This is a genomic window from Deinococcus radiotolerans (assembly GCF_014647435.1).
GTDB lineage: Bacteria > Deinococcota > Deinococci > Deinococcales > Deinococcaceae > Deinococcus > Deinococcus radiotolerans.
In genome coordinates this window covers 444,749-470,228 of record NZ_BMPE01000001.1, presented here as the reverse complement: position 1 = coordinate 470,228, position 25,480 = coordinate 444,749, and the positions used below count along the sequence as shown (strand labels likewise).

Sequence of the window (25,480 nt, the reverse complement as noted above, 5' to 3'; positions counted from 1 at the left end):
GGTGACGCCCATGACCAAGAACATCCTCGTCGTCATGTCCAGCGAAGGCCAGCTGCCCCTCAAAGGCGGCCAGACGCACGCCACCGGCTTCTACCTCAACGAATTCGGCGTGCCCGCCCACCGCCTCAGCCAGGAAGGCTACACGCTGACCATCGCCACCCCCAAGGGGAACCGCCCCCCCATGGACCACGGCAGCGACAGCAAGGACTTCTTCAAGGACGAGGCCGAACACCAGCAGATCAAGGCCTTCGTCGAGCAGACCCTCAGCGGACCCATCCACAAGCTGAGCGACACCGCCGCGAACCTCGACCAGTTCGACGCGGTGTTCCTGCCCGGCGGGCACGCCCCCATGATCGAACTCATGCGCGACGCCGACCTGGGCAAGGTGCTGCGCCACTTCCACGAGAAGGGCCAGCCCACCGCGCTGATCTGCCACGCGCCCGTCGCGCTGCTCGCCGCTCAGCAGGACGCCGCCACCTACCAGACGGCCCTCCAGAACGGCGAGACACCCGCCGCGCAGGGCTTCCTGTACGACGGCTACAAGGCCACCGTGTTCAGCACCCCCGAGGAACAGGACGCCGAGAAGACCTTCGAGGCCCCCATGCAGTACTACCCCGCCGACGCCCTGCGCGCCGCCGGCATGGACGTGCAGAACGGCGGCAAGTACCAGAGCCACGTCGTGCGCGACCGTGAACTCATCACCGGGCAGAACCCCATGAGCGACGAGGAGTTCGTGACCGCCCTGCTGGGCGCCCTGAAGGGCGAGACGGTGACCGCATGAGCGTCATCGCCGTCCACGCCATCATCACCCCGAAACCCGAGCACGTGAACGACGTGCAGACCGAGATGCTGAACATGGTCCGCGCCAGCCGCCAGGAACCCGGCAACCTCCGCTACGACCTGCTGCGCGAGGAAAAGGACGGCACCGTCCGCTTCCACGTGCAGGAACGCTACCGCGACCGCGCCGCCACCCAGGCCCACCGCGACAGCGAGCACTACCAGGCGTACCGCGGCAAGGCCGGTGACTGGTTCGCCGCCACGCCCGAGGTGACGGTGCTTGAAGAGATCGACGTGGCCTAAAGACGCCAGGGACCAAGCGGGGGGGCCAGTAGAATGCCCCTCCTCAATTTTTCTGCTCGGGCCATGGGGCGCTGGTAAGGATTCTCAGCGCGGCCACTGTTCAGGCTCCCTCGAACAGCAAGTGATGACTGACGGCCTCTACTTCGCCTGTGACGCTTCCTGCATCTGCAGGCTGCGCAGCAGGGGCGTCAGGACGTCCCAGCCTTCATCGCCGCCCGGTGTCAGGAGGGCCTGCGCTTCCGCTGCCAGTGCGGCCGCTACCGCCCGCTCGCCCTGATCGAACGCGAGCGCCGCCTGCTCCGCCACGATCAGGCCGCGGATGGACCCGGCGTTCAGCGTGCGGGCGCTGTCATCAGCCTCGCTCAGCGTGGCTGCCGCGTCGCACCACTGTCCCAGTCGGCGCAGGCACGCGCCCACCTTCCACAGGCTCAGCACCCGGCCGCGCGACAGGGTGTCCGGCGGCAGCACTTCCACTGACTGCCGGTACGCCTCGGCTGCCCGCGCGAACTGTCTGGTCCGGTACGCGCCGTACCCGAGCCAGTACAGGACGTTCGACGCGCGGACCGGCAGCACGTCAGCGGTCAGGGTCAGTGCCTCGCGCAGCAGAGCCTCGGACGCGGTCCAGTCCTCCAGGCACGCCAGCGCCGCGCCGCCCTCCAGCAGCAACGCCGAGTGCTCGTCGGCCCCCAGGCTCGCCCGGTGCCGCGCCAGCGCGGCCTGCACCACTGCCACCGCCTGCGTGTACTCGTCCCGCTCCGTGTGGTACTTCGCCCGGCGGGCAGCCAGGTCAGCCCAGCAGGCCGGCTCGTTCAGCTCGGCCGCCAGGTCCGCCAGGGCGTCCAGCTCGGCCTCGCGGGACGGTTCGTCATCAAGGTGCCGGCACAGTTCACTGCGGGCCACGCGGACCGCGAACATCTCACGTGGGGGCGGCTGGCACGCCAGCGCCCGCCCGTACAGCGCGAACGCGTCCGCATGCGCGAACAGGCCCGCGGCCTCCTGCGCGGCCCGCGTCCACAGGGGCCAGGCCCGCTCCGGCTGCCCGCCCGCCTCGAAATGCTGCGCGGTCGTCCCCGCGGGCGTCCCCGCCGGAGCAAGCGCGGCCAGCTGGGCGTGCAGGTGCTGGCGCCGCGCGCCGCTCAGGCCGTCCAGCAGGGCGCGGCGGTGAAGGTCATGCCCGAACCGGAAGCCCGCGCCGTCCGGCGTGACCAGCCGCGCGTCCTGCGCCCGCTCCAGTTCGTCCAGCGCGTCCCCGACCGGCACGCTCACGCAGCCGGCCACCAGCGCGGGAGGGAACGCCTCGCCCCACAGCGCGCCCGCCTGAAGCAGCTGACGGGTGACGCGGCCCAGCCGTTCCACGCGGCCCCGGATGGCCTGCGTCACGGACGGCGGGACCGGCACCTCCGCGTAATCCACCGTGAAGGCGTCAAAGGGCGTATGCCAGCGGCCACCCCGCTCGGACAGCAGGCCCCGCTCGCGCAGGTCCCGCAGGGTCTCCATCAGGAACAGGGGGTGCCCGGCAGTCGCCTCGAACAGACGCGCCGTAAACAGGGGCGCGTCACCACCGGCCAGCCCGGCAATCAGCTGCTGCACCGCTGGGAGCGATAACTCCGAGAGCTTCAGGTGCGGCGGATTCACGCGCGCCAGAACCGTCCGCAGGTCCGCGCGGCCATCCAGCTCCTCTGGCCGCGCGGACAGCCACAGGTGCCGCGCGCCGCGGTGCAGCGCCAGGAACGCCGCCTCCAGCGACCCGGCGTCCAGCCAGTGCAGGTCTTCCACCACCACGCTCCGTCCGCCCGCGGCGGCCAGCAGGGCGCCAGCCAGCACGTCCAGTGTCGCGCCCCGGTCCGCGGCGGCGGCGCCGCCCGGCGCGCTCAGGGCCGCGGCCAGCGCGGGCCGCAACGCCGCCGGGCAGCGCTCCAGCGCTCCATCGTCGGCCCGCAGGGCGTCCAGCACCGCGCCAAACGGCAGGGGCGTCAACTCCGGCACGCCGCGCAGCACCAGAGCGTCCGGCGCCACCTCGCGCAGCAGCCGCGACTTGCCGATCCCGGCCTCGCCCAGCAGCAGCACCGTCCGGGCCGAGCGGACCGCTGCCACCTCCGCGTCACGGCCCACCAGCGGACCAGACGGGGAGGGCGCCGCCTTCGGCTGCTCCCTCAGCTGCTCGGCCAGCAGGCGCGTCGCCGGAAGGGGCTCGGCGCCCAGTTCCTCGCGCAGCCTCCGGCACAGCGCGCGGTAGACGTCCAGCGCCGCCTCCCGCTGGCCCAGCACCGCCAGCGTATCCATCTGGCCCCGCACGCTCCGCTCCCGCAGCGGGTCCAGCGTGAGCGCCTGCGCGTGCGCGGCCAGCACGCCCGGCCACGCCCCCCGCGCCGCCTCGTGCGCAGCCAGGGCGTCCAGCGCCCGCAGCTGATCCTCCAGCGCCTGATCCGCCACCCGGTCCAGCCACACCTCGAACTGGGCGGCGCCCGGCACGCTCAGGTGATCCAGAAAACGCCCGCGCGCGAAGCCCGCCGCGCCCGGCGCGTCCCCGGACGCCAGCGCCGCGCGCAGCTGGTGCAGGTCCACCTCCACCGGCCCCCGCAGCGCCACCGCGCCTGGGCCCACCTCCAGCCACTCGGTCAGTCCCGCCGCTTTCATGCGGTGCAGCTGCACGCGCAGGTTGCGCCGCGCCGCGTCCTCACCCTGCTCGGACCACAGCAGGTCCGCCAGCACCTCCCGCGGCGTCTCACCCTCGACGCCCAGGAACATGAGCAGCGCCAGACTCTTGCCCGTCACGTCCAGTGCCGCGCCGTGCACGGCGGCGCGCGGGACGCCCAGTGTCCGCAGGACCAGCACTGACCCGGTGTTCATGAATGCCCCAGTGTACGCGCGCAACGCCCGCGCAACACCCCCCAGGCCACACTGCCCCCAAGGAGTGACTGTGACCCCCCCACCCACTGAGTACCTGATCCGCATTGAACTGCCCGCCCCTCACCCCTCACCCGGCGCCCGGCCCACCGTGAGTCTCGAACCGCAGGGTCAACCCGGCGAGCGACGCACCTTCCGGGACGTGGATGAACTCCTGCGCCACCTGTGGCTGCTGCTGGACGGCCGCGGCCTCCGCTGAAGACACAAGAAGGAGGGAGGCCCGGCGTGCAGGTGCCGGGCCTCCCTCCGTTCTGCCGTGACGGTCAGGCGCTCAGGGAATCGCCCTTCGCGGCCCGGGCGGCACGCACTTTCAGCACCTGCGGCACCACCAGCGCGGCCAGCACGATCAGCAGGATGAACAGCGACAGCGGCTGGCGCACGAACACGCTCACGTCCCCGCCGCTCTGCTGCATGGCGGTGCGGAACTGGCTTTCCGAGACCGGCCCCAGGATCACGCCGATGATCGCGGGCGTCACGGGGAAGTCGAAGCGGCGCATGCCGTACCCGATCAGGCCGAAGATGGCCAGCAGGATCAGGTCGAACACGCTGTTGTTCAGGGAGTACACGCCCACCGTGCTGAACACCAGAATCCCGGCGTACAGGAAGGGGCGCGGGATGAGCAGCAGTTTCGCCCAGATCGGCGCGAGTGGCAGGTTCAGGGCCAGCAGCATCACGTTCCCGATGTACAGGCTGGCAATCAATCCCCACACGAGGTCCGGGCTGGTCACGAACAGCAGCGGCCCGGGTTGCAGCCCGTACTGCTGGAACGCGGCCAGCAGGATCGCCGCCGTGGCGCTGGTGGGCAGACCCAGCGTGAGCAGGGGCACCAGCACGCCCGCCGCCGACGCGTTGTTCGCCGCTTCCGGCCCGGCCACGCCCTCGATGGCGCCCTTGCCGAATTCCTCGGAGTGCTTGCTGAGTTTCTTCTCCAGCGTGTAGGACAGGAACGTGGGGATTTCCGCGCCGCCCGCCGGAATCGCGCCGAACGGGAAGCCCAGCGCCGTGCCGCGCAGCCACGGCTTCCACGAGCGCCGCCAGTCGTCGCGGGTCATGCTGGCGTTGCCTTCCAGTTTGATCACGCTGGCCTTGTCCTTACGCAGACGGCTGGCGACAAAGAGCGTCTCCCCGACGGCGAACAGGCCGATCACGACCGTCACGAAATCAATGCCGTCCAGCAGCTCGGGATAGCCCAGCGTGAAACGCGCCTGGCCACTCTGAAGGTCCGTGCCGATCAGGCCGATCGCCAGGCCCAGGAACAAGCTGATCAGGCCGCGCAGCGGTGAGCCGCCGAATGTGGCGCTGATCGTCACGAACGCCAGCATGATCAGCGCGAACTTCGCGCTGGGCGGGATCTGCACCGCGACCTCCGCGATGGCGGGCGCTGCGAACGTCAGCAGCATGGTGCCGATGGTGCCCGCCACGAACGACCCGATCGCGGCGGTGGCCAGGGCGGCGGCGGCGCGGCCCCGGCGGGCCATCTTGTTGCCCTCCAGCGCCGTGATGATGCTGCTCGACTCGCCCGGGGTGTTCAGCAGGATGCTGGTCGTGCTGCCGCCGAACATCCCGCCGTAGTAGATCCCGGCGAACATGATGAACGCACTCACGGGCGGCAGTTTCGCCGTGACGGGCAGCAGCAGCGCCACCGTCAGGGCCGGGCCGATGCCGGGCAGCACGCCCACCAGGGTGCCCAGCGTCACGCCGATCAGCGCCCACAGCAGATTCAGGGGGGTCAGGGCCGTCTCGAAGCCCGCGAACAGGGAGTGAACGGCGTCCATCACAGCACCCCGTTCAGAATGCCGGCCGGCAGGCTCAGGCCCAGGCCACGCGTGAACGCGACGTACGTGACGAGCGCCACGATCAGCGACACGCCGGCCATCAGGCCCAGGCGGCGCTCACCGAAGGCGAAGGCCACGCTGAAGTACATGACGGCCGTGCCGAGCACGAAGCCCAGCGGCGTCAGGATCAGCGCGCCCAGCAGGAAGCCGCCCAGGATGATGCCCGGCTGGCGCAGGTCCGGCTGCGCGTCCGGGTCGCTGTCTTCTTCCGCGGCCGGTTCGGCGCGGTACCCGCGCAGCGTGGCGACCAGCAGCAGGGTGCCCAGCAGCAGCGTGCCGACCGAGACGATCATGGGGAATACGCGCGGCCCCACGTACGCGTTGATGCCGAACGGGATCTTCAGCGTGCCAATCAGGAGCAGCGCCCCGACGATCAGGACGCCCAGCGCGACCAGGAGGTCCGGGACGCTCAGCGCGGGCCGCGCCGGGAGGGTGGAGGAGGGGGCAGGGTCAGACATGAATGGAACCTCTGGGCAGGGAAGGCCGGGGGCGGCGAAGGCGGGAACGTGGGGCCGGGCGGCGCGAAGGAAGTTCGCCGCCGCCCGGAGCTGTCCGTCCACTCGACGGACTTACTTGACGAGCCCGATGTCCTTGAGGATGTCGCGGGTCCGGTTGGCTTCCAGCTTCAGGAACACGTCGAACTTGCTGCCGCTCATGTACAGGTCCGTCCAGTTGCGGGTCTTGATGGTGTCCTTCCATTCTTTGCTGGCGTGCAGCTTGTCCATCACGGACACCAGCGCGGCCTTCTCACTGCTGCTCAGGCCCGGGGCGGCCACGATGCCGCGCCAGTTGGCGAGGTCCACGTTGAAGCCCTGGGACTTCATGGTGGGGACCGGAATGCCCGGCTGGGCCTTGGGCGCGCTGATGCCCAGGGCGCGGAGCTTGCCAGCCTTGATCTGCGCCTCGAACTCGCCGTACCCGGCGACGGCGGCCGTCACCTGGTTGCCCAGCACAGCCGCGAGGGTCTCGCCGCCGCCGCTGAAGGGCACGTAGTTCATCTTCTTGGGGTCAATGCCGCCCGCCTTGGCGAGCAGTCCGACCAGCATGTGGTCGGTGCCGCCGGCGCTGCCGCCCGCGAACGGCAGGCTGGGGTTGGCCTTCCAGGCCGTGACCAGGTCACCCAGGTTCTTGTAGGGGCTGCTGGCGGGCACCACGAGCACCTCGTACTCGCCGGTCAGGCGGGCAATGGGGGTAACGCGGCTGAGGTCCACCTTGGAGCTGTTCGTCTGGATGGCGCCGACCATCACGAGGCCCATGGTCATCAGCAGGCTGCCGTCACCCTTGCTGTTGTACAGCTGCGCCAGGCCGATGGTGCCGCCCGCGCCGGGCACGTTGAACACCTGCACGGGCTTGGCGATGCCCTGGTTCTGCAGCACGGTCTGGATGGCGCGGCTGGTCTGGTCCCAGCCGCCGCCGGGGCTGGCGGGGGCCATGATGCGCAGGTTGCTGACGTTCTGGGCGGTGGCGGGCGTGGCGAGCGTCAGCAGGGCCGACGCAGCCAGAAGAGCAGTTTTTTTCATGATTCCTCCGGTGAGGGGTGGGTTGTGGTGTCCTCTGTACACTACGCGCACCGGGCAGCTCCGGCAAGGGATTTTTTGCGTGCTTAGCGTGATTTTCATGCACTCAATGCACAGGCGTGAACGCAATGCACGCAACGCCTGACCGGGCGCGTCGTTCACTACAATCATCGGTACGCCCATGATCCGACGTCGTCCGAACCTCCAGGGCCGACTGGTGCGACTGCACCTGCTCGTGCTGTGCGCCATGACCGCTCTGCTGGTCGGCGTGCAGACCGCGCAGCTGTACGGCGAGGCCCGCGAGCGCCTGGGCGAGCGGGCCCTGACGGCCAGCCGCATCGTGGCCAAACTGCCCATCGTCATCGGGGGCGCCGAGCAGGGCGCCCAGAACGCCGCCCTGAACGCGCAGGTGAACGTCCTGCGGCAGGAGGCCGGCGCTGATTTCATCGTGGTGGGCAACCGCCAGGGCATCCGCCTGGCGCATCCCGTTCCGGAACGGCTGGGTAAACCCATGGAGGGCGGTGACAACGAGCAGCCGCTGGCCGGGCAGGAGGTCGTGTCCGTCGCGCGCGGCAGCCTGGGCCTGAGTGTGCGCGGCAAGGTCCCCATCTGGGAGGGCGGCCTGCCCGGCTCGCGCGTGGTCGGGGTGGTCAGCACCGGGTACCTGATGCCGCAGGTGTGGCACCTCGTGACCAGCGCGCTGATCAGCCTGCTGCCGTGGTTTGTGCTGGCCCTGGCGCTGGGCACGGTGGGCGCCGTGTGGGCCGCGCGGCGCCTGCGGGCCGAGATCCTGAACCTGGAACCCGAACAGATCGCGGCGCTGGCCCGGCAGCAGCGGGCGGTGCTGGCCGCCCTGCGCGAGGGGGTCCTGGCCGTGGACGGGGGCGGGCTGGTCACGCTGAGCAGCGACCGCGCCGTGACCCTGCTGGGCGGCCAGAGCGCCCCGGCACCCCTGGCGACCCTGTGGCCGGAACTGGCCCTCCTAACGGGCAGTGGCCCAGTCCCGCGCGCGCAGAACCTGGAACTGACCATGCGGGGCCAGCCGGTCCTCGTGAACCTTGAACCTCTGGAGGGCGGCGGCTTCGTCGCGGGTTTCCGCGACCGGGCCGAGGCGCTGGCGCTGGCCGAGGAACTCACGCACGCGCGCGGCTTCGTGGACGTCCTGCGCGCCCAGACGCACGAGTACCAGAATCGCCTGCACGTCCTGTCCGGCCTGCTGCAACTTGGGCGGGGCGAGGAGGCCCTGCGCGTCCTGAATGCCGAGATCCACGCCGACGCGCAGTTCCGCCAGCTACTGCGCGACGTGCAAGTGCCCCGGCTGGTTGCGCTCCTGGCGGGCAAACGGGAGCGCGCGCAGGAACTCGGCATTGACTTCCAGATCACCGAGGGCAGCCACCTGGGCCCCCACTGGGAACGCCACGCGGACACGCTGGTCAGCGCCGTGGGGAACTTCACCGAGAACGCCTTCGAGGCCCTGGCCGGACAGCCTGGCCTGGTGACCGTCACCATCGGCGAGGACCCGGACGGCATGCAGGTCGAGGTGGAAGACAGCGGCCCCGGCGTACCGGCGGCCCTGCACGCCACGCTGTTCGAACGCGGCGCGAGCAGCAAGGGCGAGGGGCGCGGCTACGGCCTGCACGGCGTTGCCGCCCGCGTGCAGGGCCTGGGCGGTACGCTGCGTCACACGCGGCGTGGCCCGCTCACCGTGTTCCAGCTCAGCCTGCCGCAGCCCAGCCCCCACCGCCCCGCCCTCCACCCGTCAGAGGTGAACGCATGAACTCTCGGATCCGGGTCCTGCTGGTCGAGGATGACCTGCGCGTCGCCCGCATCAACCGTGACCTGCTCGAACGCGACCCGGACGTGCACGTGGTCGGCAGCGCCGCCACCTGCGCGCAGGGTGACGCCCTCGCCCAGGCCCTGAAACCCGACCTGATCCTGCTCGACGTGCACCTGCCCGACGGCAGCGGCCTGGGCCTGCTGCGCCACTGGCGCGCGCACGGCCTGACCACCGACGTCGCCCTGATCACCGCCGCCGACGATGAACCCAGCGTCCGGCTGGCCCTCGCGCACGGCGCGTTCGATTACCTCATCAAGCCGTTCACGGGCGCCCGCCTCCAGGACCTGCTGGCGCGGCACCGTGCCCGGCGCCTGCCCAGCCCCGGCGCGGCCCGGCTTGATCAGGGCCGCCTGGACCGCCTGCTCGGGCACGGCGCGGCGCAACCCGCCGCGCTGCCCCGCGGCATCGACCCGAACACCCTGGAGCGCGTGGTGCAGGCGCTGACCCAGGCGCCGCACGCCGTGACCGCCGAGGACATCGGCGAGCAGGTCGGCCTGAGCCGCGTCACCGCGTGGCGCTACCTGGAACACCTCGTGCGGACCGAGCAGGCCACCCTGGAACACCAGTACGGGAATGCCGGCCGGCCCGTGAAACTGTACCGGGCCCGCCCCGCTGGAACGTGACCCTCACACCGCCGCGCCCACAGGCGCCACGTACACTGAACACCCGATGCGTCCCGCGCTCCTGCTCCTGTCCCTGCTGATCACTGCCTGCGCCCCCACCCTCATTCAGCAGCCCACCCGGACCGCGTCCCTGACCCTCAGCGGGCCCGCGCCGGACGTGGTGATCCTCAGTATGGCCGGGCGCTGCGGCGTGCCCTGCGTCGCCCCGCGCGACAACTGGGCGTACCTGGGATCGCGCGGCACCGTGGACCGCGTCGCCCGGGCGTTCGAGCAGGCTGGGCTGACCGTGCAGGCCGCCAGTTACGCCAGCAGCCCCCTGGCGCAGTTCACGTCCACCCGGACCGGCACCGAGCAGCGTGGGTACGCGGCCCTCCTCTCGGACGTGGACGACCTGCGCCGCGCGTGGTCCGGTCACCCGCCGAAAATCGTGCTGCTGGGGCACTCGCAGGGCGTCGTGTGGCTGCACCAGCTGACCCGCGACCGCGCGGACGTGCCGTTCGCCGCGCAGATCGATCTGGACGGCATCTGCCTGGGCTGGAAATCCGACTTCTCCGCCCTGATCCACAGTGACGACCCGTTCTCGCCCCTGTCCGCCTGCGACCCCATGATCGTCGCCGGGCAGCGCGTGAACAGCAAGGACGTCATCTGGCCGAACGTCGCCCGCGGCATCGAGGTGCAGAGCAAACGCCTCCCGCAGCGCGGCGCGGCCAACGGGTACGCCGTGAACTACCTGTTTGAACTGGAACGCAACGTGAGGCTGGACGGCAGCGCCCGCGGCCTCACCCGCTTCGTGTCGGCCCGCGAGGACCACAGCGCCATCACGTACCCGGAGAGTGACGCCCTGAACTGGGTGGCCGGGCAGCTGCGCGACCTGACCCGCGAGTGGCAGAGCGCACCCGCGGCGCCCCGCACCTGACAAACCCCCAGCCCGCGCCGGAGCGGGCGGCCTTCACGTCAGGTCACTGAGCCAGCCCTGCGCGTCGCTGGGCCCCCGCACCTGCGCGTCCCGCTCCGGCGGGAACCACGCCAGCAGCCCCTCCAGCGCCGCGTCAGTCAGGGGAGTCTCACTGAAGATCACCTTGTGATCCCCGTCCAGCAGGTGCAGCAGTCCGGCAGGCACCGCCTCCCGGACCGTCCCGACCGGACACGGCTCACCCAGCCAGACGGCGTCCACCTCGGCCCCGTCGGCAGGATTGAGGGTGCCGGGCAGACAGCCGTAATTCACCGGCGCGGGCCTGGACTCCACGCGCAGCGGCTCGAGGTGACCGCCGCGCCACACGAAGCGGTCGCGCTGCCCGGCCGTCCACTCGATCACGCCGCGCCAGGCCCTCACGGCTTGACCTCGTACAGCTCCACCTGACGCAGCACCGTCCCCCCGAACGACAGCGTCGCCCGGTACGAGCCGGGGGCAGGCGCGGGCAGCGTGAACTCCGCGGTCCGCTGCGCGCCGTCCAGGTACACGCTGTCCGTGCCGATCTGCTCACTCCCGTTGAACCACGCCACGCTGAGGTAGCCGGGCGTGAACCGGCCGTCCACCTGCGCGCGCAGCACGAGGCGTTCCCCGTCGCGGGTCAGGGCGGCGCCCGTCACGCGGGCCGGGAGGTCCGGCTCAATCTGACCGGGAATGAGCGGCACGAAATTGTAACGGCAGCTGCCCAGGGCGGGGCACAGCAGCGCAAGCACCAGCAGGGAACGCCTCATGCCCTCATGCTACCCGCGCCGGTGAGAACCACCCCCGGTCCGGAAGTGGACAGGCCCTGCTGGCTGCTCAGCGCAGCTGGTGCGCCTCGATGAAGTCGATCACGGCCTGCCGCGTGCCGCCCAGGAACGTCAGGGGGCGCGCCATGGCCGCAATGATCGTGATGTGATTCAGCCCCGGCAGGACCGTGCGCGTCACGGGTACCCCCGCCCGCTTCAGGGCGGCTTCCATATTCAGGGCGTTCTGAGGGGCGACCGTGTCGTCGTTCGCGGCGACCAGCAGCAGCTGGGGCGGCGCGTCGCGCCGCACGTGCCGGTCCGGCATGACCTCGTCGGGCGTGGCGCCCGGCGGGAAGGCATTCGCGCTGCTGAACTGCCGGAAATCGTACGAGTACGGCCCGGCCACGCCGATCACGCCGCGCACCGCGCTGACCGGCACGCCCGCCTCGGACAGCCAGCGGGCGTTATCCACGAGTTCCACCGCGTTGAACGCCCCGGCCGAGTGGCCCATCACGAACAGGTTCTGGGGGCTGCCCCCCAGCGCCGGCGCCTGCTCCCGCAGCACCTTGAGCGCCTGAGCAGCGTCCTGCACGTACGACGGATAGACGTTCGCCGGCGCGAGGCGGTAACTCATGACGCCCGTGACGTACCCCGCGCGCGCCAGGGACTCCCCGACGAACTTGTGGCCGTCCTTGTCGCCGTTCACCCACGATCCCCCGTGAATGAACAGCACCACGGGCGCGCCCGCCGCGCGTTCAGGCGCGTAGACGTCCATGACGTTCCGGGCGTCCGGACCGTACCGGACGTCGCGGGTGACCTTCAGGCCGGCGGTGGACACGACCCGGTTCAGGGTGCCCTGCGCGCCGTCACGCGAGCAGGCATTCAGGGTGAGCAGCAGGCCCGCAGCGCCAAGCCCGAGAACTGCGCCGCGCGCCGCGCGGGACTTCGAGAAGTGAGGGACGGACATGACCCCAGACTATGAAGTGCGGCCCGGACCGGCGGGGCGCTGTGACACAGTCCAAGAGTGAACTGGACGAAGCGGACCGGCGACCCGGCCCCCCGCCCCGCTCAACTTCAGGAATCGCCACAGACGCCCCCGCCCCGCCACGCTAGCCTGCCCGGACATGAACGCCCGCTCCCAGCCGCTCGACGCCCTCGTAATCGGCGCTGGTCCCGCCGGGCTCGCCCTGGCCGGTGAACTGGTCGGGGCGGGCCTGAGCGTGCGCCTGCTCGACCCGCACCCCCCGCAGCCGTTCCCCGCCACGTACGGCGCGTGGCTGGACGACCTGCCCGCCTGGGCGCAGGCCTGCGCCGCGCAGGTATGGACGGACGTGCGCGTGTACACCGGCCCGCACGCCACGCCCCTGCTGCGGCCCTACGCGCTGCTGGACAACGAGCGCCTGGCCAGCACCCTGCACCGCCGCACGCGGGGCGCGCCCAGGACCCAGGGCACCGCCCACCACGCCGAACAGGTGACCGGCGGGTGGGCCGTTCACACGCGCGGGGGCGACACCCTGCACGCCCGCTTCATCGTGGACGCCGCCGGGCATGCGGGCAGCGTCACCCGTTCGCACCACCCCGGCGGCCCTGCCCTTCAGACCGCGTACGGCCTGACCGCCCGGTTTGATCGTCCCCCCAGCCCGCCCGGCGCCGCCGTCTGGATGGACTACCGCACTCCGCATGGGCCGGGCGAACCCACCTTCCTGTACGCCATGCACCTGGGCGGCGACACGTACTTCGTGGAGGAGACCAGCCTGATCGCCCGCCCGGCGCCCACGCGCGCCCAGCTGCGCGCGCGCCTGCACGCCCGGCTGGCCGCCCAGGGCACGCCAGCCGCGGCCATCCTTCACGAGGAGTGGGTGGCGTTCCCCATGAACGTCGCCGTACCCGGCCCGGCCGGGCCGCTCGCGTTCGGTGCGGCGGGCGGCCTGGTGCATCCCATCAGCGGCTTCCAGGTGGCGCAGGCCCTGCACGCCGCCCCCCTGGTCGCGCGCGCCGTGGCGGCCGCACTCCGCTGCGGGCAGGACCCGCACGTGGCGGCCTGGGCCGCCCTGTGGCCCCCCGAACGGCGCGCCGCGCGGGACGTGCACCTGCTGGGCGTGCGGGCCCTCCTGAACCTGCCCGGCGAGCAGCTGGCCCCGTTCTTTCAGGCGTTCTTCGCCCTGCCGCCCGCCGCGTGGCGCGCCTTCCTGGACCCCTCGACGCCGCCCGGGCCCCTGGCGCGCACCATGCTGCGCCTCTTCGCGCACCTGCCTACCCGCGCTCGCCTGCCCCTGGCCCGCGCCGCCCTGGCTGACCCGGCCGTGAGTGCCCGCGCCCTGCTGGCCGCCATGAACGCCCCTACAGTCTCCGCCCATCCGCGCTGCACACCCGTCCCTCAGGCTGGAAGCATGACTGACCGTACCGATACCGACCGCGCCGTCCGCCAGCACGAGGACCTCGACCAGACCGCCCCCGTCACCGACGGCATGCAGGGCGCCACTGGCTCCGCCGACGCCAACGGCCTCGACCCCAACGTGAACCTTGAGGAGCGCGTGGACGAACTGCGCGAGAACCTGCGCCCACTCACCGAGTCCTGAGGCGCGAGCCTGCACCCGGACGGGCCGGGCTCGCCGGTATACTCGGCGTATGTCCCTGCTTGACATGATCGGTCCCGTGATGATTGGACCCAGCAGCAGCCACACCGCCGGGGCCTGCCGACTGGGTCTGGTCGCGCACCACCTGCTGGGTAGCGCGCCCCGCACGGCCCGGATTGGCCTGCACGCCAGTTTCGCGAAGACGGGACGCGGGCACGGCACGCACCTGGCCCTAATCGCGGGCCTGCTGGGCCTGCGCCCCGACGATCAGCAGCTCCCAGACGCCTTTGAGGTCGCGAAGGCGCGCGGCCTGAGCTTCGAGTTCTACGACGCCGACCTGGGTGACGTGCACCCCAACACGGCCTTCCTAGACGTCAGCGGCGACGGCGGGCGCGTGACCGTGCAGGGCAGCAGCACGGGCGGCGGCGTGATTCTCGTCACGCATGTGCAGGGCCTCGGCGTGAACTTCAGCGGCGCCAGCCCCACCCTGATCGTGCGGTACACCGACGCGGTCGGCATGATCGCCCGCGTGGCCACGACCATCGCTGCGGACGGCGTGAACATCGCCACCCTCACCTGCACCCGCGAGACCCGCGGCGGGCAGGCGCTGCTCGCGGTGGAACTCGACCAGCCGCTCAGCGCGCAGGGGCAGGCGTTCCTGGACAGCTGGGCGGACGTGAACTGGCTGCGCATGCTGCCCAAGCTGATGGACGGCTGAGCCCCGGCCCGCAGCCCGCGCCACCACGATCACCGCAACCGACGCGCCGCGCCCCAGGAGTTCCCGCTTGACGCAGCAGGCCACCCCCCAGCCGTCCCCCAGCGCCCTGGAACTGGAACTCCAGGCGCTTGAAGCCGCGATGTACAACACGCCGGAACGGACCGGGGATCAGATTCGCAGCCTGATGCGCCGCGCCGAAGAACAGGGGGACCTGCGCGCCCGGGCGACCGCGCACCTGATGCTCGGCGGCTGCGCCCTGTACACCGGGCAGCTGCCAGCCGCGCACGCCGAACTGGACGCGGCCCTGAACCTGGCGCGCGGCACCAGCGACCAGCGCCTCATCGCCCGGAGCCTCAACGGCCTGGGCCTGTACCACGACCGAGCAGGCGAGTACGACCGCGCCCTCCAGGCCTTTCTGGACAGCCTGCGCCACACGCAGGCCAGCGGCGACACCACCGGCAGTTTCCGCGCCCTAAACAACCTCGCCAGCCTGCACGCCGATACCGGCAACCTCGCGCAGGCCCGGCTATTCCACGAGCAGTCCCTGCACCTGGCGGAGGACACCCGCTCGCCCATCCTGCGCGCCGCCGCCATGACCCACCTGATCGTGATTCACTCCCGCCAAGGCGACACGCAGCAGGTGCTGGACCTCGCCGCCGAGCACCTGACCCTGATCGGTGAGGTCGGCCCACCCCGCTGGGTCAGCACGGTCCTGGAATGCGTCAGTCGCGCCCTGCTCCAGACGGGCCGCGCTGACGAGGCCGCGCAGGTGGCCCTGGAGGAACTCGAGCAGGCCCGCAGCCGGCAGGATGAAGAGGGCGTCAGCCGGCTCGGCTGCGCCGCCGCGCAGGCCCTCATGACCATCGGGCGGCTCGGGGCGGCCGCGACCCTGCTGCAAGACAGCCTGCGCCTCAGCCAGCAGCTGGGCAGCCGCCCCATCCAGGTGCTGGCCCTGAGTGGCCTCTCCGCGCTGCACGAGCAGGCGGGCGACGATCGGGAGGCGCTGCGTTACGCCCGCGAGCACCACGCCCTGGAACGCGAGGTGCACCAGAAGGAGGTGGACGCCCGCTCACAACTCCTGACCGCGCAGATCCGCCTGGAACTCCTGAACCGCGAATCCGAGATCGAGCGCCTGCGCAACGTCGAACTGGCCGAAGCCAACCAGCAGCTACGCGACACGCAGGCCGACCTGCTGTACCGCGCCACGCACGATCCCCTCACGGGCGTCGCCAACCGCGCGCACTTCAATCAGGTCATGGAGGACACCCTGCACGCCCTCACGCCGGGCGAACTGGCCGCCCTGGTCTTCATTGACCTGGACCGCTTCAAGTGGGTCAACGATTCCCTGGGCCACCCCGCCGGGGACGCGCTGCTTCAGGAGGTCGCGCGGCGCCTCCAGCAGACCGTGCGCAACACGGACGTTGTGGGCCGAATCGGCGGGGACGAGTTCATCGTGCTGCTACGCCGCATCGGGGTACGTTCGGACGTGACGCTGGTCGCCCGGAAGATCGTGGACGCCCTGAGTCCCCCCTTCACCCTGGGCGGCCACCAGATCACCATCACCGCCAGTGTGGGCTGCGCGGTCGCCCCGCAGGACGGCCTGAGGGGCGACACCCTCCAGCAGCACGCGGACCTCGCCATGTACCGCGTGAAACGCAGCGGCGGCAACGGCCTGCTGCGCTTCGACTCGGCCATGGGTGAACCCGGCACGGAACAGCTGCTGGAACGCGACCTGCGCGGCGCCCTGGAACGCGGCGAACTGATCCTGCACTACCAGGGCTGCTACGAACTGCGGCGCGAGCGGCTGGTGGGATTCGAGACGCTGCTGCGCTGGCAGCACCCCGAGCGGGGCCTGATTCCGCCCGCCACGTTCATCCCCCTGGCCGAGGACACCCGACTGATCCTGCCCATCGGCGCGTGGGTCCTCACGGAGGCCTGCCGTCAGGCGGTGCAGTGGGGATTTCCTGCGTCGGGCCTATGCATTTCCGTGAACGTCTCGCCGCTGCAATTCGACCGGCCCACGTTCCTGGAGACCGTGCGGGACGCCCTGCACAGCAGCGGACTCCCGCCCCGCAACCTGATCCTGGAGATCACCGAGACGCTGGTCCTGCGGGACCTGGAACGCGCGCAGAGTCACATCCGGGAACTGCGGGACCTGGGCGTGCAGGTCGCCATGGACGACTTCGGCACCGGGTACAGCAGCCTGAGCCTGCTGGAGGCCCTCCCGTTCGATCAGTTGAAGGTGGACCGCTCCTTCACGCGGAACCTCGGCACGGACCGGCCGCGCGTGACGGCCCTGATGGCCGCCATGATCCAGCTGGCCCACACGCTGAACATGACCGTGACCGTCGAGGGCGTCGAGGAGCCCGCGCAGCTCGACAGCCTGCTGGCCCTGGGCTGCGATCACGTGCAGGGCTACCTGTTCGCCCGGCCGCTGCCGCCCGAGGTGGCCGCGCAGCTCATCCCGGACGCCAGCCCAGACTCCAGCTGACGGCGTCCGCCTCGTCCCGCAGCACCCGCAGCAGGCCCTCCTGATCGCGCAGGCGGGCAGTGGGTAGGCTCACGCCGAGCGCCGCGAGCACCTGGCCCGTTCCGTCGCGCACCGGCACCGCCAGTCCGGACGTGCCCGCCGCCCACTCATCCCGCGTGACCGCCGCGTCCTGGGCGCGGATGCGGGCCGCCTGCCGCAGCCACGTGGCCGGATCCGTGACGGTATTCCCGGTGAGCGCGGCGTGCGTGTCCGGGAGGGGCGCGCCGGATAGGGCCAGCAGCAGCTTCCCGCTGGCCGACGCGTGCCCGGGCAGCTCGAAATCCAGTTCGCCCGCCACGGGCGGCCCGTCGCGGCCCTGCACGCTGCGCGCAATGCACAGCACCCGCCCCGACGCAGCGTCCAGGACACTCAGGAACGACAGCGCGTGCCCGGCGCGGGCCACGCGCTCCATGGCCGAGTGGGCCGGACCGTACCAGGGGAGGCTGCCGTACAGCGCGCTGGAGAGCTTCAGCAGGCGCCACCCCAGCCGGTACCGGCCCCGCCCGGCCCGCAGCAGCAGGCCCGTGCCGCACAGGGCCAGCAGCTGCTCGTGCAGGGTGCTGGTCGGCACGCCCAGGTGCCGGGACAGGTCCGAGAGGCGCCAGTCGGTGTGGTCCGCGTCAAAGGCGGTCAGGACATCCACCGCGCCGGACAGCAGGGAAGGGGAGGGCATGCCTGCAGTCTGACACGCCTGCCCTTCCGGTCAGGCCGGAAAGTCCGTCAGGGTCCCGACGACCTCGGCCGCGCGGGCCACGCCGTTCTCGGCCCGAATGCGGGCCCCCAGGTGCGCGGCCCGTTCCTGAAGGCCCGGGTCGGTCACGGCCCGCGTGATCGCGGCGGCCAGCGTCTGCGCGTGTAACGCTCGGCGCGGAACTGGCGCGGGGCCCACCCCCAGCTGCCGCACCCGCTCACCCCAGAACGGCTGATCCCCGAAGAACGGCACGATGACGTTCGGCACGCCCGCCGCCAGCCCCGCCGCCGTGGTGCCCGCCCCACCGTGATGCACGGCGGCCGCCACGCGTGGGAACAGCCAGTCGTGCGGCACGCTGTCCGTCACGAACACCGTGTCCGGCACGTCCTGAGCACTCAGGCCGCCCCAGCCACTCAGCAGCACCGCCCGCTGCCCACTGCGTTCCAGCGCGCCCAGAATGCTGCTCGTGGTGGCCTGCGGGTCCGGCGTGGTCATGCTGCCAAACCCAATGGCCACCGGTCTGGGCCCCGCGCTCAGGAACGCCTCCAGCGCCGGTAGGGGCGTCCAGTCCTCCTGCGGCAGGAACCAGTACCCGGTCAGGTGCTGCCCCGCGTCCCAGTCGGCCGGGCGGGGCAGCACGGACGGGCTGATGCCGTGCAGGGTCGGCAGGCGCCGCAGCGGACGCGGACCCAGCAGGGGCGCCGCGGGGAGGTCCAGCACCTCACGCCGCGCGCGGGTGTCGGCAGCGCGGAACATCTGCCACATCACCTGCCGCGTCAGGACGTGCGACAGCCGGTTCGCCCAGCCGCCCAGCCGCGCCACGCCCGGCGGAAAGATCGCGCCCGGGAACGCCCGCGTGGGGTGGAACGGCACCACATGCGCCTCCATGAGCGGCACGCGCAGCTTCTCCGAGAGCGCCTGCGCGACGTTCATCCCGCCGATGCCTGCCAGCAGCAGATCCGCGTCCCGCGCGGCATTCAGGCCGTCCTGCGCCCAGTGCAGCGCCGCCGCCAGTGTGGCCCGCGCCGACACGCGGTTGATCTCCAGCATGTTGCCCCGCGCCAGGGCGGCGCGCATCTCGGAGCTGTGCACCACCTCCTGCACGTTGCCCCGCATGGGCGCGAAGTCCAGTCCCGCCCCCGTGACCAGCTCCCGGAACGTGTCATGCGACGCGAGGCGCACCGCGTGACCGGCGGCGCGCAGACCCGCGCCCAGCGCCACGTACGGCTGCACGTCCCCGCGCGTACCCAGCGCCATGATCGTGACCTTCACGCGCGGCCTCCATGCACCCGCGCGAGCAGCACGTCCGCGATGAGCGCCGCTGTGGACTCCGCGTCGGGCGGCCCGGCGTGATTCAGGGCGCCTTCCAGCGTGAAGCCCAGCACCAGCGCGAGGCCCACCCGGATCAGTTCAGCCGTGTCCACGCCGCGCAGGTCGGGCCGCGCCGCCAGGGCAGCGGCCCCCAGCCCGGCGGTCTGCGCGAGGCCCGCCGCGAACGCCTGCCCCAGCTCCCGGCGGATCAGGCCCTCGGACAGGATCACGCGCAGGAGCGCCGCGTCGTCCTGCGCCAGGGCCACCAGCGGCGCGGCCAGGAACGCCCTCAGGAAGTCGCGCAGATTAAGGCCGTCCAGGTCCGCCGGGTCGAGCGACGCCTGGGCCTGCTCGCCCAGCGCGCTGAAAAGCCCCAGCAGCAGGTCATCCTTGCTGCGGAAGTGATGGTAGAGGGTGCCCTCGGCCAGCCCGGCCTGCCGCGCTACCGCCCGCATGGTGGTGCGGTGGAAGCCGTCCTGCGCGAAGCAGACCTGCGCGGCCTGGAGGATGGTCGCGCGCCGCTCCGGGTCGTCCGCTGGTCGTGGCGAGGTTCGCCGAACAGATAGTTGTTTCTCCGAGTGAGCGCTCACTCATTCATAATCGATCTGATTGAGCAGGAAAGCAAGTCCTTTTAAACGTTTCCGGTCAGGCCGGAAAGATCGATTGCGGCCCACACCGACCAGAGGGAAGATGACGCCAACACACCCAGGTATCCCTCGCCCCAGCCCGCTGCGGCGGCCCCACACTGCCACCCCCGGAGGACCCACCATGACCCAGACCGCCGAACCCGCCCCCGTCATCCGCGCCCCCCGCGGCCCGAACAAAACCGCCAAAGGCTGGATCCAGGAAGCCGCCAAACGCATGCTCATGAACAACCTCGACCCCGAGGTCGCCGAGCACCCAGACACCCTCGTCGTTTACGGCGGCCGCGGCAAGGCCGCCCGCACCTGGGACGCCTTCCACAAGATCGTCGAGACCCTCGACCGTCTGGAAAACGACGAGACGCTGCTCATCCAGTCCGGCAAGCCCGTCGCCGTGCTGCGCACCCACGAATGGGCGCCACGCGTGCTGCTCGCCAACAGCAACCTCGTGCCCCACTGGGCGAACTGGGAGACCTTCGACAAGCTCGACCAGGCGGGCCTGATGATGTACGGCCAGATGACCGCCGGCAGCTGGATCTACATCGGCACGCAGGGCATCCTCCAGGGCACCTACGAAACCTTCGCCGGCGCGGCCCGAAAACACTTCGGCGGCAGCCTGAAAGGCACCATCACCGTTACCGCCGGCCTGGGCGGCATGGGCGGGGCGCAACCGCTCGCCGTGAAACTCGCCGGGGGCGTCAGTATCAACATCGAGATCGACCCCACCCGCATCCAGAAACGCCTCGACACCCGCTACCTTGACGAGGTCGCCACGAGTCTGGAGGACGCCATCGCCCGCGCCGAGAAATACAAGGCCGAGGGCGTCGCCCGGTCCATCGGCGTGCAGGGCAACGCCGCCGACCTCGTCCCGCAACTCGTCCAGATGAACTGGACCCCGGACCTCATCACCGACCAGACCAGCGCCCACGACCCCATGTGGGGCTACATCCCACCCGTCACGCCCGACGAGGACGCCAGCCGCCTGCGCGCCGACCACCCCGAAGAATACAAGCGCCGCGCCTACGACGCCATGGCCGCCCACGTCCGCGCCATCCTTGAACTCCAGAACCGCGGCGCCGTCGCCTTCGACTACGGCAACAACCTCCGCCACCGCGCCCAGGAAGCCGGCGTGCACAACGCCTTCGACTACCCCGGCTTCGTCCCCGCCTTCATCCGCGACTCCTTCTGCGAGGGCCGCGGCCCCTTCCGCTGGGTGGCCCTCAGCGGCGACCCCGAGGACATCCGCGCCACCGACCAGGCCCTCCTCGACCTCTTCCCCCAAGACGAACGCCTGCAAAGCTGGCTCACGTACGCCGCCGACCAGATCGCCTTCCAGGGTCTCCCCGCCCGCATCTGCTGGCTCGGCTACAAGGAACGCGACCAGGCCGCCCGCCTCTTCAACGAGATGGTCGCTGACGGCCGCCTGAAAGCCCCCATCGTCATCGGCCGCGACCACCTCGACGCGGGCAGCGTCGCCAGCCCCTACCGCGAAACCGAAGCCATGCTCGACGGCAGCGACGCCGTCAGCGACTGGCCCCTCCTGAACTTCGGCCTCGGCATCGCGTCGGGCGCCAGCTGGATGAGCTTCCACCACGGCGGCGGCGTCGGCCTCGGCTTCAGCCAGCACAGCGGCCTCGTCATCGTTGCCGACGGCACCCCGGAAGCCGCGCAGAAACTCAGCCGCGCCCTCACCAACGACCCCGGCATGGGCGTCATCCGCCACGCCGACGCCGGCTACGACCACGCCCTGAACGTCGCCCGCGACCGCGGCCTCGACCTCCCCAGCCTCGGCATCACCGACCACACCAAGGGCGGGCAGTGACCCAGCCCACCCACCTGCCCTACGGCGGGATTCCCACCTTCGCTCGCGCGCCGATGGTCCAGCCGGAGGGAGACTGGACGGCGGACGTGGCGGTGCTCGGCGTTCCCTTCGACATCGCGCTGGGCTTCCGGCCCGGCGCCCGCTTCGCCCCACGTGCGCTGCGGGAAGCGAGCCTGCGCAGCGTGCCGCCCTTCATGGGACTGGACGGCGTGACGAGGCTGGCAGGCGTGACCTTCGCAGACGCCGGGGATGTCGTTCTGCCCAGCCTGGAGCCGGAACTGGCGCGGCAGCGGATCAGCGCGGCGGCGGAGTCCGTGCGGAATCGTTGCAGCGTCCCGGTCTTTCTGGGTGGGGATCATAGCGTCACGTACCCGATCCTGCGGGCCTTCGCGGCCGTGCCTGACCTGCATGTGGTGCAGCTCGACGCGCACTTGGACTTCACGGACAGCCGCAACGACACGCGCTACAGCAACAGCAGTCCGTTCCGCCGCGCGTGCGAGGAAATGGAGAACCTCGTGCACATCACGACCATCGGCCTGCGAGGTCTGCGTTTCGACCCGGAAGCGGTCGCCGCGGCCCGCGCGCGGGGGCACACCCTGATTCCCATGACGGACGTGACCGCCGACCTGCCCGCCGTGCTGGAGCGGTTACCGCGTGGAAAGAACGTGTACCTCAGCGTGGACGTGGACGGCTTTGACCCCAGCGTCATCCCCGGCACCAGCAGCCCCGAACCGGACGGCCTCACCTACGCGCAGGGCATGCGCCTCCTGGCCGAAACGGCCCGCCACAACACCATCGTTGGCCTGGACGTGGTGGAACTCGCCCCGAACCTCGACCCCACCGGCCGCAGCGAACTTCTCATGGCGCGGCTGATCATGGAGACGCTGTGCGAGGTCGGACTGGAGACGCGCCATGACTGAGACGCTGTTCACGAATATCAGCCAGCTCGTCACGCCGGGCGTGGGCGTGCAGCGGGGCGCGGCCATGCGCGACCTGACGGTCATCCCCGACGCGGCGATCCTCGTGTCGGGCGGCGTGATCCGCTGGGTCGGCCCGCGCGCCGACGCGCCAGCCAGCGCGCAGGAGCATGACCTGGGCGGCGTGGCCGTCGTGCCCGGCCTGATCGACCCGCACACGCACGCCGTGTGGGCCGGGGACCGCCTCGCGGACTTCGAGGCGCGGATTTCCGGCGTGCCGTACGAGGAGATCCTGGCGCGCGGCGGCGGCATCCGCAGCAGCATGCGCGCCACCGGCGCTGCCAGCGTCGAGGACCTCGTGACGCTGGCCCGACCCCGCCTGAAGGCCCTGCGCGCCTCTGGAGCGACCACCACCGAGGTCAAGAGCGGGTACGGCCTGGACTTCCACGCCGAACTGCGCATGCTCCGCGCCGCACGCGCCCTTCAGGGCGAGTTCCAGCTCGCGCCGACCCTCCTCATTCACGTGCCGCCTACCGAGGGCCGCGCCGCGTACGTGCAGGCCGTGTGTCACGACCTCATCCCCACGGTGGCCCGCGAAGGACTGGCCACCGCCGCAGATGTCTTCACCGAGCGCGAGGCGTTCACGGTCGAGGAGACCCGTGCCATCCTCCAGGCCGCGAAAGCCAACGGCCTCCAGATCAAGCTGCACGCTGATCAGTTCCACGCCATAGGCGGAACGGAACTCGCCTGCGAGCTGGGTGCCCTGAGCGTGGATCACCTGGAAGCCAGTGGCCCCGCGCAGATCGCCGCGCTGGCCGCATCGAACACCGTCGCGACCATCCTCCCGGGCGTGACCCTGCACCTGGGTCTGCCCGCCGCGCCCGGCCGCGCGCTGATCGACGCGGGCGCCGCTGTCGCCGTGGGGACCGATCTGAACCCCGGCTCCTCACCCGTATTCAGCACGCAGCTGGCGCTGGCGCTCGCGGTGCGCCTGTGCCACCTCACGCCCGCCGAGGCGCTGACCGCCAGCACCGTGAATGCCGCTGCGGCCCTCGGCCTGCAAGGGCGCGGCGCTCTCGCCCCGGGCCAGCGCGCCGACTTCCTCACCCTGCACAGCGCCGACTGGCGCGACCTGCCCTACACGCTCGGAGCCAGCCCAGTGAGCGCTGTGTTCGTCGGCGGCACGCTCGTCTGAGTCGTCTCAATCAACTGTCCCCCACCACCCATCAACCCTCCGAAGGAGCCCCTGTGATTCTCGATCAACACCTGTCCCTGTCTGATTTTCTGTCTGTCGTGCGTGGCGGCGAGGCCGTCCAGTTGTCGGAGGCGGCGCGGGAGCGCATCCTGCGGGCGCGGGCGGTGATCGAGCGGATCGTGGACGGTCAGGCGGCCGTGTACGGCGTGAATACGGGCTTCGGGAAGTTCGCGTCGGTGCAGGTGCCGCGTGAGGGGCTGGAGGAGTTGCAGCTGAACCTGATCCTGTCGCACGCGATCGGGGTGGGGGAGGCCCTGCCGACCGAGGTGGTGCGTGGCATGCTGCTGCTGCGCGCACAGTCGCTGGCGCTGGGGCATTCCGGCGTGCGGCCCGAGGTGGTGGAGCTGCTGCTGGCATTGCTGAACGCGGGGGCGCACCCCGTGATTCCGGCGCAGGGCAGTGTGGGCGCGTCGGGTGACCTGGCGCCGCTGGCGCACCTGGCGCTGGCCCTCATCGGGCACGGCGAGATCGAGTACCGCGGTGAGGTACGGCCCGGCGCGGACGTGCTGGCGGAACTGGGCCTGAGTCCGCTGACGTTGCAGGCGAAGGAGGGGCTGGCGCTGATCAACGGCACGCAGCTGATGGGCAGCCTGCTGGCCCTGGCGGTCGCGGACGCGCGGACACTGCTGGGGACGGCGAATCTTGCGGCGGCCATGACGGTCGAGGCGATGTACGGCTCGCACCGGCCGTTCCAGCCGGACGTGGTGGGTCTGCGGCCCCATCCGGGTGCGGTGGCGGTCGCGGAGGAGTTGCGATTCTTCCTGCGTGACTCGGAAATCGCGCCGTCGCACTTGGTGGGGGACGGGAAGGTGCAGGACGCGTACTCGCTGCGCGCGGCGCCGCAGGTGCACGGCGCGAGCCTGGACGCCCTGGCGCACGCCGAGCGGGTCCTGGCCGTTGAGTTCGCGTCCGTGACGGACAACCCCCTGATCTTCCCCGACAGTGGGGACGTGGTGAGCGGCGGGAACTTCCACGGGCAGCCGCTTGCGGTGACCATTGACGCGCTGAAGGTCGCCGTGGCGGAACTGGGCAGCATCAGCGAGCGCCGCTGCGAGCAGCTCCTGAACCCGTCCCTGTCGGGCCTGCCGGGCTTCCTTACGCCGCAGGGTGGCCTGAACAGCGGCTTCATGATCGCGCAGTACACGGCGGCGGCGCTCGTCAGCGAGAACAAGGTGCTCGCGCACCCCGCCAGCGTGGACACCATCCCCACCAGCGCCAACCAGGAGGATCACGTCAGCATGGGCGCCCACGGCGCGCGGCAGCTGCGCGCGATTCTGGAGAACGTGCAGAACGTCATCGGGATTGAGCTGCTGTGCGCCGCGCAGGCCCTGGACTTCCAGAAACTCCACGCCGGACGTGGCGCGCAGGCCGCCTGGGAGCACATCCGGGCGCACATTCCGAACATGACCCGCGACCGCTACTACCGCCCGGACCTCCTGAAGATCGTGGAGATGGTCCGCAGCGGCGAACTGCTGCACGTGGCGCGACAGCGAGTCTGAACGTCGAGGGGGCTGGGGGCAGA

The 25,480-nt window shown here is 71.3% G+C and carries 23 protein-coding genes; 13 read left to right on the top strand and 10 right to left on the bottom strand.

The annotated features are described in order from the left end of the window. Positions 1–10 precede the first annotated feature (10 nt). Both IEY63_RS02300 and IEY63_RS02295 read left to right on the top strand, forming a co-directional pair. Positions 11–781: a type 1 glutamine amidotransferase domain-containing protein gene (locus IEY63_RS02300; protein ID WP_189067338.1), complete on the top strand. Its 771-nt coding sequence runs from the start codon at positions 11–13 to the stop codon at positions 779–781. Then, positions 778–1,080, top strand: a complete 303-nt coding sequence (locus tag IEY63_RS02295) for a putative quinol monooxygenase (protein WP_189067337.1) — start codon at positions 778–780, stop codon at positions 1,078–1,080. The genes IEY63_RS02300 and IEY63_RS02295 overlap by 4 nt, the downstream gene beginning before the upstream one ends. A 138-nt stretch (positions 1,081–1,218) precedes the next feature. On the opposite strand, the gene IEY63_RS02290 is transcribed toward IEY63_RS02295, so the two are convergent. Continuing rightward, positions 1,219–3,930 carry an ATP-binding protein gene (locus tag IEY63_RS02290; protein ID WP_189067336.1) on the bottom strand — a complete coding sequence of 904 codons (2,712 nt, stop codon included), beginning with the start codon at positions 3,928–3,930 and terminating at the stop codon, positions 1,219–1,221. 70 nt (positions 3,931–4,000) lie between these two features. Between IEY63_RS02290 and IEY63_RS02285 the strand changes: the two genes are divergently transcribed. Further along, entirely contained in the window at positions 4,001–4,186 is a 186-nt protein-coding gene (locus IEY63_RS02285) for a hypothetical protein (protein ID WP_189067335.1), read from the top strand. Between the two features lie 64 nt (positions 4,187–4,250). Here the strand turns inward: IEY63_RS02285 and IEY63_RS02280 are convergent, their stop codons facing one another. The 3 genes from IEY63_RS02280 to IEY63_RS02270 all read right to left on the bottom strand — a co-directional run bounded on the left by IEY63_RS02280 (position 4,251) and on the right by IEY63_RS02270 (position 7,342). Further along, complete coding sequence (locus IEY63_RS02280; protein WP_189067334.1) at positions 4,251–5,762, bottom strand: tripartite tricarboxylate transporter permease; 1,512 nt, start codon at positions 5,760–5,762, stop codon at positions 4,251–4,253. Further along, positions 5,762–6,280 carry a tripartite tricarboxylate transporter TctB family protein gene (locus IEY63_RS02275; protein WP_189067333.1) on the bottom strand — a complete coding sequence of 173 codons (519 nt, stop codon included), beginning with the start codon at positions 6,278–6,280 and terminating at the stop codon, positions 5,762–5,764. Before IEY63_RS02275 ends, IEY63_RS02280 begins: the two co-directional genes overlap by 1 nt. Before the next feature lie 111 nt (positions 6,281–6,391). Further along, complete coding sequence (locus IEY63_RS02270) at positions 6,392–7,342, bottom strand: Bug family tripartite tricarboxylate transporter substrate binding protein (protein WP_189067332.1); 951 nt, start codon at positions 7,340–7,342, stop codon at positions 6,392–6,394. A 178-nt stretch (positions 7,343–7,520) separates the two neighbouring features. On the opposite strand from IEY63_RS02270, the gene IEY63_RS02265 reads away from it, so the two are divergent. The 3 genes from IEY63_RS02265 to IEY63_RS02255 are packed head-to-tail and all read left to right on the top strand — an operon-like array spanning position 7,521 to position 10,715. Next, positions 7,521–9,116 carry an ATP-binding protein gene (locus tag IEY63_RS02265; RefSeq protein ID WP_189067331.1) on the top strand — a complete coding sequence of 532 codons (1,596 nt, stop codon included), beginning with the start codon at positions 7,521–7,523 and terminating at the stop codon, positions 9,114–9,116. After that, the gene (locus IEY63_RS02260) at positions 9,113–9,799 is read left to right on the top strand and encodes a response regulator (protein WP_189067330.1); all 687 of its coding nucleotides are present in this window, start codon (positions 9,113–9,115) and stop codon (positions 9,797–9,799) included. Before IEY63_RS02265 ends, IEY63_RS02260 begins: the two co-directional genes overlap by 4 nt. A 46-nt stretch (positions 9,800–9,845) precedes the next feature. After that, a complete protein-coding gene (locus tag IEY63_RS02255) occupies positions 9,846–10,715 on the top strand; it encodes a lipase family protein (protein ID WP_189067329.1) in 870 nt (289 codons plus the stop codon). Positions 10,716–10,748: 33 nt separating this feature from the next. On the opposite strand, the gene IEY63_RS02250 is transcribed toward IEY63_RS02255, so the two are convergent. The 3 genes from IEY63_RS02250 to IEY63_RS02240 form a co-directional block, all read right to left on the bottom strand. Beyond that, the gene (locus IEY63_RS02250) at positions 10,749–11,132 is read right to left on the bottom strand and encodes an inorganic diphosphatase (RefSeq protein WP_189067328.1); all 384 of its coding nucleotides are present in this window, start codon (positions 11,130–11,132) and stop codon (positions 10,749–10,751) included. Further along, positions 11,129–11,500, bottom strand: a complete 372-nt coding sequence (locus IEY63_RS02245; protein ID WP_189067327.1) for a hypothetical protein — start codon at positions 11,498–11,500, stop codon at positions 11,129–11,131. Before IEY63_RS02245 ends, IEY63_RS02250 begins: the two co-directional genes overlap by 4 nt. Positions 11,501–11,567: 67 nt before the next feature. Beyond that, the gene (locus tag IEY63_RS02240; protein WP_189067326.1) at positions 11,568–12,464 is read right to left on the bottom strand and encodes an alpha/beta hydrolase; all 897 of its coding nucleotides are present in this window, start codon (positions 12,462–12,464) and stop codon (positions 11,568–11,570) included. A 157-nt stretch (positions 12,465–12,621) separates the two neighbouring features. Between IEY63_RS02240 and IEY63_RS02235 the strand changes: the two genes are divergently transcribed. The 3 genes from IEY63_RS02235 to IEY63_RS02225 all read left to right on the top strand — a co-directional run bounded on the left by IEY63_RS02235 (position 12,622) and on the right by IEY63_RS02225 (position 17,282). Continuing rightward, positions 12,622–14,076, top strand: coding sequence for a lycopene cyclase family protein (locus IEY63_RS02235; protein WP_189067325.1), 1,455 nt, complete (start codon positions 12,622–12,624; stop codon positions 14,074–14,076). A gap of 49 nt (positions 14,077–14,125) precedes the next feature. Continuing rightward, positions 14,126–14,791, top strand: coding sequence for an L-serine ammonia-lyase, iron-sulfur-dependent subunit beta (gene sdaAB, locus IEY63_RS02230; protein WP_189067324.1), 666 nt, complete (start codon positions 14,126–14,128; stop codon positions 14,789–14,791). Positions 14,792–14,858: 67 nt separating this feature from the next. Beyond that, positions 14,859–17,282 carry an EAL domain-containing protein gene (locus IEY63_RS02225; RefSeq protein WP_189067323.1) on the top strand — a complete coding sequence of 808 codons (2,424 nt, stop codon included), beginning with the start codon at positions 14,859–14,861 and terminating at the stop codon, positions 17,280–17,282. On the opposite strand, the gene IEY63_RS02220 is transcribed toward IEY63_RS02225, so the two are convergent. The 3 genes from IEY63_RS02220 to IEY63_RS02210 are packed head-to-tail and all read right to left on the bottom strand — an operon-like array spanning position 17,251 to position 19,913. After that, the gene (locus IEY63_RS02220) at positions 17,251–17,994 is read right to left on the bottom strand and encodes an IclR family transcriptional regulator (RefSeq protein WP_189067322.1); all 744 of its coding nucleotides are present in this window, start codon (positions 17,992–17,994) and stop codon (positions 17,251–17,253) included. The two genes, IEY63_RS02225 and IEY63_RS02220, sit on opposite strands and share 32 nt — an antisense overlap. A gap of 30 nt (positions 17,995–18,024) precedes the next feature. Beyond that, complete coding sequence (locus tag IEY63_RS02215; protein ID WP_189067321.1) at positions 18,025–19,284, bottom strand: glycosyltransferase; 1,260 nt, start codon at positions 19,282–19,284, stop codon at positions 18,025–18,027. Then, on the bottom strand, positions 19,281–19,913 hold the full coding sequence (locus tag IEY63_RS02210; protein WP_189067320.1) for a TetR/AcrR family transcriptional regulator: 633 nt from the start codon (positions 19,911–19,913) through the stop codon (positions 19,281–19,283). Before IEY63_RS02210 ends, IEY63_RS02215 begins: the two co-directional genes overlap by 4 nt. A 178-nt stretch (positions 19,914–20,091) precedes the next feature. Between IEY63_RS02210 and hutU the strand changes: the two genes are divergently transcribed. From hutU to hutH, 4 genes are read left to right on the top strand one after another with little or no spacing between them, the layout of a single operon-like run. Further along, positions 20,092–21,786 carry a urocanate hydratase gene (gene hutU, locus IEY63_RS02205; protein WP_189067319.1) on the top strand — a complete coding sequence of 565 codons (1,695 nt, stop codon included), beginning with the start codon at positions 20,092–20,094 and terminating at the stop codon, positions 21,784–21,786. Continuing rightward, positions 21,783–22,706, top strand: coding sequence for an arginase family protein (locus tag IEY63_RS02200; protein ID WP_189067318.1), 924 nt, complete (start codon positions 21,783–21,785; stop codon positions 22,704–22,706). The genes hutU and IEY63_RS02200 overlap by 4 nt, the downstream gene beginning before the upstream one ends. Next, positions 22,699–23,898, top strand: a complete 1,200-nt coding sequence (gene hutI, locus IEY63_RS02195) for an imidazolonepropionase (RefSeq protein ID WP_189067317.1) — start codon at positions 22,699–22,701, stop codon at positions 23,896–23,898. Before IEY63_RS02200 ends, hutI begins: the two co-directional genes overlap by 8 nt. A 53-nt stretch (positions 23,899–23,951) precedes the next feature. Beyond that, a complete protein-coding gene (gene hutH / locus IEY63_RS02190; RefSeq protein ID WP_189067316.1) occupies positions 23,952–25,457 on the top strand; it encodes a histidine ammonia-lyase in 1,506 nt (501 codons plus the stop codon). Positions 25,458–25,480: the final 23 nt, after the last annotated feature.